The sequence below is a fragment of the Pseudomonas sp. o96-267 genome, from assembly GCF_003935465.1.
In the GTDB taxonomy this organism is placed as follows: Bacteria; Pseudomonadota; Gammaproteobacteria; order Pseudomonadales; family Pseudomonadaceae; genus Aquipseudomonas; species Aquipseudomonas sediminis.
In genome coordinates this window covers 21,359-30,732 of record NZ_RHQP01000046.1, presented here as the reverse complement: position 1 = coordinate 30,732, position 9,374 = coordinate 21,359, and the positions used below count along the sequence as shown (strand labels likewise).

4 protein-coding genes are annotated in these 9,374 nt (G+C 64.4%); all 4 read left to right on the top strand.

What is annotated here, in order from left to right; translation table 11 throughout:
• Window positions 1-241 precede the first annotated feature (241 nt).
• The 4 genes from EGJ86_RS22745 to EGJ86_RS22730 all read left to right on the top strand — a co-directional run bounded on the left by EGJ86_RS22745 (window position 242) and on the right by EGJ86_RS22730 (window position 9,360).
• Window positions 242-1,501, top strand: a complete 1,260-nt coding sequence (locus EGJ86_RS22745; protein WP_125836723.1) for an MdtA/MuxA family multidrug efflux RND transporter periplasmic adaptor subunit — start codon at window positions 242-244, stop codon at window positions 1,499-1,501.
• Window positions 1,498-4,590, top strand: coding sequence for an MdtB/MuxB family multidrug efflux RND transporter permease subunit (locus tag EGJ86_RS22740; protein WP_125836722.1), 3,093 nt, complete (start codon window positions 1,498-1,500; stop codon window positions 4,588-4,590). Before EGJ86_RS22745 ends, EGJ86_RS22740 begins: the two co-directional genes overlap by 4 nt.
• 142 nt (window positions 4,591-4,732) lie before the next feature.
• The gene (locus EGJ86_RS22735) at window positions 4,733-7,837 is read left to right on the top strand and encodes a multidrug efflux RND transporter permease subunit (protein ID WP_125836721.1); all 3,105 of its coding nucleotides are present in this window, start codon (window positions 4,733-4,735) and stop codon (window positions 7,835-7,837) included.
• Entirely contained in the window at window positions 7,834-9,360 is a 1,527-nt protein-coding gene (locus EGJ86_RS22730) for an efflux transporter outer membrane subunit (protein ID WP_177432924.1), read from the top strand. Before EGJ86_RS22735 ends, EGJ86_RS22730 begins: the two co-directional genes overlap by 4 nt.
• Window positions 9,361-9,374: the final 14 nt, after the last annotated feature.

The window sequence follows — 9,374 nt, the reverse complement described above, 5'->3', positions numbered from 1 at the left end:
TAAATGAGCATTTTGAGGCTGTTTTTAACGACGGCCAGGCAACGCAGATAGTTTTTCAACAGCCTGCTAGCTTGGTGGGGGGGGGGGGCGCGGCCCCCCCCACCAAGACGGTCGTCAGGGATGGTCGGATACAAACAGTTAGTAACGTAAGGGCAGCGTAAAAAGCGGGTAAATGGGCTTTGCTTGACGCCGGCCAGTGCTTATCGTGCCGACTCCCACAAAAAGTGATACAGCGCCTGCCATGTCGAATGCTTCTCCGTCCCCATCGAATTCCTCCCGTCAGTGGCTGATTGGCCTGACGTTGCTCGCCGTGCTGCTTCTGCTGCTGTGGTGGTTCTGGCCGAGTGCGCCGCAAGACCAGCAGACGGGCCGTGGCCGCTTCGGTGACATGGGACCGGTGCCGGTGCGGGTGGCCGAGGTCAAGCAGGGTGAGTTCGCCATCGAGCTCAAAGCGCTTGGCACGGTAACTTCCTACAACACAGTCAACGTACGTTCGCGAGTCGACGGTGAGCTGGTCAAGGTGCTGTTCGAGGAGGGCCAGCAGGTCAAGGCTGGCGACCTGTTGGCGGTGATCGATCCACGTCCTTATCAGGTGGCCTTGCAGCAGGCGCAGGGGGCGCTGCAGGAAAACCAGGCGCAACTGAAGAACGCCGAGCTGGACCTGCAGCGCTACAAGGGACTGTACGACGAAGACAGCATCGCCAAACAGACCCTGGACACCCAACAGGCGCTGGTCAACCAGTACCGTGGCAGTCTGCAGAGCAACCAGGCCGACGTCGCCACGGCCAAGCTCAACCTCGACTTCACCCAGATTCGCGCGCCCATCGATGGGCGTCTCGGTCTGCGTCAGCTGGATATCGGTAACCTGGTCAGCAGCGGTGATACCACCCCCCTGGTGGTGATCACCCAGGCCGATCCGATCGCGGTGATCTTCACCATCCCCGAGGGCGATCTGCCTGCCGTGTTGCAGCGCCGCCGCGACGGCACGACCCTGGCCGTCGAGGCATGGGACCGTGGCGAACGCCTGAAACTGGCCGAGGGCGTATTGGAAAGCCTGGATAACCAGATCGACACCACCACTGGTACGGTCAAGCTCAAGGCGCGCTTCGACAACGCCGAGCAGATGCTCTTCCCCAACCAGTTCGTCAACGCCCGTTTGCGCGTGGAAACCCACACGGCCGCCACCATCATTCCATCCGCTGCGGTGCAGTTCGGCACGCAGGGTACCTTCGTCTATGTCGTGGGTGACGATAACAAGGTGAGCATCCGCGCGGTCAGCATCGTTGCCAGCGACGCTGAGCGCAGCATGGTCAACGAGGGCGTGCAGCAGGGTGAGCGGCTGGTCATGGAAGGTACCGATCGTCTGCGTGACGGTAGCGAGGTGGAAGTGGTCGACCCGAACCTGGTGCAGAGCCCCGACGGCGCGGCTAACGAGCCGGGCGACCGCCAGGGCAAGCGCGATGGCCCTGCACGTCCGGGCGCAGCACGGAACGACGCATGAATATTTCCCGCCCCTTCATTCTGCGGCCGGTTGCCACCACGCTGTTGATGGTGGCGATCTTTCTCAGCGGTGTGATCGCCTATCGTCTGCTGCCGGTGTCGGCGCTGCCGGAGGTGGATTATCCGACTATCCGCGTACTGACCCTCTATCCCGGTGCCAGCCCGGATGTGATGACCAGCGCGGTGACCGCGCCGCTGGAGCGCCAGTTCGGGCAGATGGCCGGACTCAAGCAGATGTCCTCGACCAGCTCGGGCGGCGCTTCGGTGATCACCCTGCGCTTCAATCTCGATGTGTCCCTGGCGGTGGCCGAGCAGGAGGTGCAGGCGGCGATCAACGCGGCGAGCAACCTGCTGCCCGCTGATTTGCCGGCGCCGCCGGTGTACAACAAGGTCAACCCGGCCGATACGCCGGTGCTGACCCTGGCGGTGAGCTCAAAGACGCTGCCGCTGCCGCAGGTCAACGATCTGGTCGATACCCGTCTGGCGCAGAAGCTCGCGCAAACCAGCGGTGTCGGTCTGGTGACCCTGGCCGGTGGGCAACGTCCGGCCGTGCGTATTCGCGTCAATCCCGAGGCGCTGGCATCCTATGGCCTGAGCCTGGCCGACGTGCGCAGCCTGATCACGGCCAGCAACGTCAACCAGCCCAAGGGCAACTTCGATGGCCCGACACGGGTTTCCCAGCTCGATGCCAACGACCAGCTGAAATCGGTTGAGGAATATCGCGAGCTGATCCTCAGCTATCAGAACGGCGCCGCGCTGCGCCTGAAGGATGTCGCCGAGATCATCGACGGCGCCGAGAACGAGCGCCTGGCCGCCTGGGCCAATCGCAATCAGGCGGTGCTGGTCAACGTGCAGCGTCAGCCCGGCGCCAACGTCATCGACGTGGTCGACCGCATCCAGGCGTTGCTGCCGCACCTGACCGAGGGCCTGCCGGCCAGCGTCGAGGTCAAGGTGCTGACCGACCGTACGCAGACCATCCGCGCTGCAGTGCGCGATGTGCAGCACGAACTGCTGCTGGCCATTGCCCTGGTAGTGATGGTGACCTTCCTGTTCCTGCGCAAGCTGTCGGCGACCATCATTCCGTCCATCGTCGTACCGCTGTCGCTAATCGGCACCTTCGGTGTGATGTACCTGGCCGGCTTCACCATCAACAACCTGACGCTGATGGCGCTGACCATTGCCACGGGGTTTGTGGTCGACGATGCCATCGTCATGCTGGAGAACATCGCCCGCCACCTTGAAGAGGGCGAAACGCCGTTCAACGCCGCCCTCAAGGGCGCGCGGCAGATCGGCTTCACCCTGGTGTCGCTGACCCTGTCGCTGATCGCCGTACTGATCCCGCTGCTGTTCATGGCCGATGTGGTGGGGCGGCTGTTCCGCGAGTTCGCCATCACCCTGGCGGTGGCCATCCTGATCTCCCTGGTGGTCTCGCTCTCGCTGACGCCGATGATGTGCGCGCGCCTGCTCAAGGCCGAGAAACCCGGGCAGGAAGGGCGCTTCTACCACGCCGCCGGCGCTTTCATCGACGCCATGATCGAGCGCTATGGCGTGTGGCTGCAGTGGGTGCTCCGGCATCAGCCGCTGACCCTGCTGGTGGCGGTGGCCACCCTGGGCCTGACCGTGGTGCTGTACCTGGTCGTGCCCAAGGGCTTCTTCCCGGTGCAGGACACCGGGGTAATCCAGGGCATTTCCGAGGCACCGCAGTCGATTTCCTTCAGCGCCATGAGCGAGCGTCAGCAACGGCTGGCCGATGTGATCCTGCGTGATCCGGCGGTGGCCAGCCTGTCCTCGTCGATTGGCGTGGATGGCGACAATCCGACCCTCAACAGCGGCCGTCTGCTGATCAACCTCAAGACGCACGCCGAACGCGATGTCACCGCCAGTGAGGTGATCGAGCGTCTGCGGCCGGAGCTGGCGAAAATTCCCGGTATCGAGCTGTATATGCAGCCGGTGCAGGACCTGACCATTGAGGATCGCATCAGCCGCACGCAGTTCCAGTTCACCCTGGAGTCGCCCGACAGCGCCTTGCTGGAAATCTGGACGCCACGACTGGTCGAGGCGCTGCGCAAGCAGCCGGAGCTGACCGATGTGGCCAGCGATTTGCAGAACCGCGGCCTGCAGGTGTACCTGGATATCGACCGCGACGCTGCTGCGCGGCTGGGGATCAACGTCGGCAGCATCGACGATGCCTTGTACGATGCCTTTGGTCAGCGCCAGATCAGCACCATCTACACCCAGGCCAGCCAGTACCGCGTGGTGCTGGAAAGCCGCGATGGCGGGCGTATCGGCCTGGCCGCGCTGCGCCAGATCCATGTCGCCACCGGTGATGGCCAACAGGTGCCGCTGTCCTCCCTGGCGCGCGTCGAAGAGCGTCCGGCCAGCCTGTTGATCAACCATATCGGCCAGTTCCCGGCGGTGACCCTGTCGTTCAACCTGGCGCCCGGGGTGTCGCTGGGCGAGGCGGTCGAAGTCATCGAGCGGGTCGAGCAGGAAATTGGCCTGCCCGGTGGCATCAACACCCGATTCCAGGGCGCCGCCGAGGCCTTCCGCGCATCACTATCGTCGACCTTGCTGCTGATCCTGGCGGCCATCGTCACCATGTACATCGTGCTCGGCGTGCTCTATGAGAGCTATATCCACCCGATCACCATTCTCTCCACGCTGCCATCGGCGGGTGTCGGCGCCTTGCTGGCGCTGCTGCTGACGGGTAACGACCTGGGTCTTATCGCCATCATCGGCATCATCCTGCTGATCGGTATCGTCAAGAAGAACGCGATCATGATGATCGACTTCGCCCTGGAGGCCGAGCGCAATCAGGGCATGGCGCCCGAGGCGGCGATCTACCAGGCGGCGCTGCTGCGCTTCCGGCCGATTCTGATGACCACCCTGGCGGCGCTGTTCGGCGCCGTGCCGCTGATGCTGGCCTCGGGCTCCGGCGCCGAGCTGCGGCAGCCGCTGGGCCTGGTGATGGTCGGTGGCCTGCTGGTCAGCCAGGTGCTGACACTGTTCACCACGCCAGTGATCTATCTGTACTTCGATCGCCTGTCGCGCCGCTTCAGTGGGCGCAGTGCGGCGGGGGTGGCGGTATGAGCGGCGCAGCGCTTTTACTCTCCTCTCCCGTCGGGAGAGGGGCTGGGGGTGAGGGTATGAAGAGTGCCCGAGCGTCAATCGGGGCGCTGTTGCAACCCTCATCCGGCGCTACGCGCCACCTGCTCCCAGAGGGAGAAGGACGGTGAATCTCTCCGCCCCCTTTATTCGCCGCCCGGTGGCTACGCTGCTGTTGAGCCTGGCGATCATGCTGCTCGGCGGCGTTAGCTTCGGCCTGCTGCCGGTGGCGCCGCTGCCGCAGATGGACTTCCCGACCATCACCGTGCAGGCCAGCCTGCCAGGCGCCAGCCCGCAGATCATGGCCTCGACCGTGGCTACGCCGCTGGAGCGTTCGCTCGGCTCGATTGCCGGGGTCAGCCAGATGAACAGCCGCAGCAGCCAGGGCAGCACGCGGATCATGATCCAGTTCGACCTGGACAAGGACATCAACACCGCCGCGCGCGAGGTGCAGGCGGCGATCAATGCGGCGCGTGAGTTGCTGCCCAGCGGTATGCGCAGCATGCCCAGCTACCGCAAGATCAACCCTTCGCAAGCGCCGATCATGGTGCTGTCGCTGACCAGCGACACCATGAACAAGGGCCAGCTGTACGATGTGGCTTCGACCATCCTGGCGCAGAAACTGTCCCAGGTAAGCGGCGTAGGTGAGGTGCAGGTCGGCGGCAGCTCATTGCCAGCGGTGCGGGTTTCCCTGGAGCCGCGCCTGCTCGATCACTATGGCATCGCACTGGACGAAGTGCGCCAGACCATCGCCGCCAGCAATGCGCTGCGGCCCAAGGGCACAGTCGAGGATGAACAGCGCAGCTGGCAGGTGCAGGCCAGCGACCAGTTGGCCAGGGCGGCCGATTATGTGCCGATGATCATCCGCTACCAGGACGGCGCTGCCGTGCGCCTGGGCGACGTGGCCACGGTCACCGATGGCGTCGAGGACCGCTACAACAGCGGCTTCTACAACGACAAGGAAGCGGTGCTGCTGGTGATCAACCGGCAGAGCGGGGCGAACATCCTGCAGACCATCAGCGATATCCGCGCCGAGCTGCCGGCGCTGCGCGAGGTGATCCCGGCCAGTGTCGAGCTGGAAGTGGCGATGGATCGCTCGCCTGTCATCCGCGCCACGCTGCACGAAGCTGAGCAAACGCTGCTGATCGCTGTGGGCCTGGTGATCCTGGTGGTGCTGGCGTTTCTTGGGCGCTGGCGCGCCGCGCTGATTCCGGCACTGGCGGTGCCGGTGTCGCTGATCGGCAGTTTCGCCGCCATGTACCTGCTGGGTTTCTCGCTGAACAACCTGTCGCTGATGGCGCTGATCATCGCCACCGGGCTGGTGGTGGACGATGCCATCGTGGTGCTGGAGAACATCGCCCGGCATATCCATAACGGCGAAAAGCCGATGGCGGCGGCGTTCAAGGGCACGCGCGAGGTAGGCTTCACCTTGTTGTCGATGAACCTGTCGCTGGTGGCGGTGTTCATCTCCATCCTGTTCATGGGCGGCATCGTCGAGCGGCTGTTTCGCGAATTTTCCATCACCCTGGCCGTGGCGGTGGTGATTTCCCTGCTGGTGTCGCTGACCCTGACGCCGATGCTCTGCGCGCGCTGGCTCAAGGCCGAGGACGAGCAGTCGCGCAGCCGCCTGCAGCAATGGGGCGACCGCCTGCAGACGCGGGTGCTGGCCGTGTACGGGCGTTCGCTGGACTGGGCCTTGCGCCATTCGTTGCTGATGGTCATCAGCCTGCTGGCGACCATCGCGCTGAACATCTACCTGTTCGTCAGCATTCCTAAGACCTTCATGCCGCAGCAGGACACCGGCCAACTGATCGGTTTTATCCGCGGCGACGATGGCCTGTCGTTCCAGGTCATGCAGCCGAAGATGGAGATTTTCCGCAAGGCGGTGCTGGCTGATCCGGCGGTGGACAGCGTGGCCGGTTTCATCGGCGGTGCCGGCGGCATCAACAACGCCTTCATGATCGTGCGCCTGAAACCCATCAGCGAGCGCGGTGTGTCATCGCAAGAGGTGATTAACCGTCTGCGTGCCAGCGTGCCCAAGGTGCCTGGTGGGCGCATGTTCCTCATGCCCGATCAGGATCTGCAGATCGGCGGCCGTGAAGGCCGTAGTTCGGAAAACGAGTACATGCTGCTCTCCGGCGATCTCGATGCCCTGCGCGAATGGCTGCCGAGGGTGCGCGAAGCGCTGCGTGCGCTACCCGAGCTGACTGATATCGACGCCCGGGAGAACAGCGGTGCGCAGCAAATCCGCCTGGTGGTGGACCGCGAAGCCGCGCAGCGTCTGGGCGTAGAGATGAACATGATTACGGCCGTGCTCAACAACGCTTTCAGCCAGCGTCAGGTGTCGACCATTTATGAGGCGCTGAACCAGTACAGCGTGGTGATGGAAATCAACCCGCTCTATGCCCAGCATCCCGAGGCGCTGGACCAGATCCAGCTGATCAGCGCCGATGGCGCACGGGTGCCGCTGTCCACCTTCGCCCATTGGGAACGCAGCCTGGAAGAGGACCGGGTCAACCACCAGGGCCAGTTCGCCGCCGAGAACATCGGCTTCTCCCTGGCCGAAGGGGTCAGCCTGGATCAGGCCAGCCGTGCCATCGACAATGCCGTGGCGCGGGTCGGCCTGCCCACCGAAGTGCAGGGCATGCTGGGCGGCACCGGTGCGGCCTTCCAGCAGACCCAGGGCAATCAGCCGCTGATGATCCTGTTGGCACTGGTGGTGGTGTATATCGTGTTGGGCGTGCTCTACGAGAGCTACGTGCATCCGCTGACCATCCTCTCGACCTTGCCGTCGGCCGGAGTTGGCGCCTTGCTGGCGCTGCAACTGGTAGGCATGGAGTTCAGTCTGATCTCCTTGCTGGGTCTGTTCCTGCTGATCGGTATCGTCAAGAAGAACGCCATCCTGATGGTCGATCTGGCCCTGCAACTGGAACGCGGTGAGCGCCTGAGTCCGCAGGAGTCCATCCGCCAGGCGTGCCTGCTGCGTTTCCGACCGATCATGATGACCACCCTGGCTGCCATCCTTGGCGCCTTGCCGCTGGTGCTGGGCAGTGCCGAAGGTTCGGAGATGCGTCAGCCGCTGGGTATCACCATCGTCGGTGGTCTGGTGCTGAGCCAGATGCTGACCCTCTACACCACTCCGGTGGTCTACCTCTACTTCGACCGCCTGCGCCATCGCGTCAACCGCTGGCGTGGCGTGCGCACCGATGCTTCGTTGGAAAATCCGCTATGACCATGCATACCGTTCCGGTAGGAGCGAGCTCTGCTCGCGAAGAGCCTCGATACAACCCTTTCGCGAGCAGAGCTCGCTCCTACAGTCTGTTCGTGCTGCTCGGTGTGCTGGGCGGCTGCGCCCTGGGGCCTGACTATCAGCGCCCCGAACTGGCGGCACCTGCACAGTTCAAACAGGTCGAGGGCTGGAAAGCCGCCGCGCCGGCAGATGTTCTGGAGCGTGGCAACTGGTGGGCGCTGTACGGCGACGCCGAGCTCAATGCACTGGCCGAGCGCCTGCAGCTGTCCAACCAGAACCTGGCCGCCGCCGAGGCCCAGTACCGCCAGGCAAGGGCGTTGGTACGCGGGGCGCGGGCCAGCTTCTATCCATCGCTGTCCGGCAGCGCCGGGGTGACTCGGGCCGGGCAGGGTGGTGGTGACAGCACCATCCGTACCGCCGATGGCGTCACCGTCAGCGGTTCTGGAGCGTCAAGCATTTCCAAGAGTTATGACCTCAGCCTCAATGCAGCCTGGGAGCTGGATCTCTGGGGCAAGCTGCGCCGGGGGCTGGAGGCCAGCCGCGCCGAGTTCGAGGCCAGCGCCGCCGACCTTGCCGCTGCGCGCCTGAGCCTGCAGAGCGAGTTGGTGCAGAACTATTTGCAACTGCGCATCCTCGACGAACAGAAGCGCCTGCTCGACGCGACAGTGGCCGCTTACGCGCGCTCGCTGCGCCTGACCGAGAACCAGTATCGAGCCGGCATCGTGCCCAAGTCCGACGTGACCCAGGCCACCACTCAGCTCAAGAGCACCCAGGCGCAGGCAATCGATCTCGAGTGGCAGCGCGCGCAGCTCGAACATGCCATTGCCGTGCTGGTCGGCGTCAGCCCGGCCGAACTGTCCATCGCGCCACGCGAGAGCTTGCCGGCATTGCCCCAGGTGCCCATGGCACTGCCTTCGCAGTTGCTCGAGCGCCGCCCTGACGTTGCCGCGGCCGAGCGTCGGGTGATGGCGGCCAACGCGCAGATCGGCGTAGCCGAGGCGGCGTGGTTCCCCGATCTGACTATCTCGGCCAGCGGTGGTTATCGGGGCAGCAGCTTCGCCGACTGGATCGAAGTGCCCAACCGCTTCTGGTCGCTAGGCCCGCAACTGGCGCTGACCCTGTTCGATGGCGGTGCGCGCCGCGCGGAGCTGGAGCGCAGCGAAGCCATCTATGACCAGACCGTGGCGCAATATCGCCAGGCGGTGCTGGACAGCTTCCGCGAGGTGGAGGACTACCTGGTGCAGTTGCGCGTGCTGGAGCAGGAGAGCGGGGTGCAGCAGGAGGCGTTGGATGCGGCGCGCGAGTCGCTGCGTCTGATCGAAAACCAGTACCGCGCCGGTACCGTCGATTACAACAGCGTGGTCACCGTACAGGCCACTGCGCTGAACAACGAACGTACCAACCTCACCCTGCTGGGTAGCCGGCTGACAGCCAGTGTGCAGTTGATCGCTGCTCTGGGTGGCGGCTGGCAGCTGCAGCAATTGCACGGTAGCGAGGGTCAGTAGAAGAGAATAAGCAT

Coding starts and splice junctions, on each gene's coding strand:
- EGJ86_RS22740 (WP_125836722.1), top strand. CDS start 1,498: ATGAATATTTCCCGCCCCTTCATTCTGCGGCCGGTTGCCACCACGCTG.
- EGJ86_RS22745 (WP_125836723.1), top strand. CDS start 242: ATGTCGAATGCTTCTCCGTCCCCATCGAATTCCTCCCGTCAGTGGCTG.
- EGJ86_RS22730 (WP_177432924.1), top strand. CDS start 7,834: ATGACCATGCATACCGTTCCGGTAGGAGCGAGCTCTGCTCGCGAAGAG.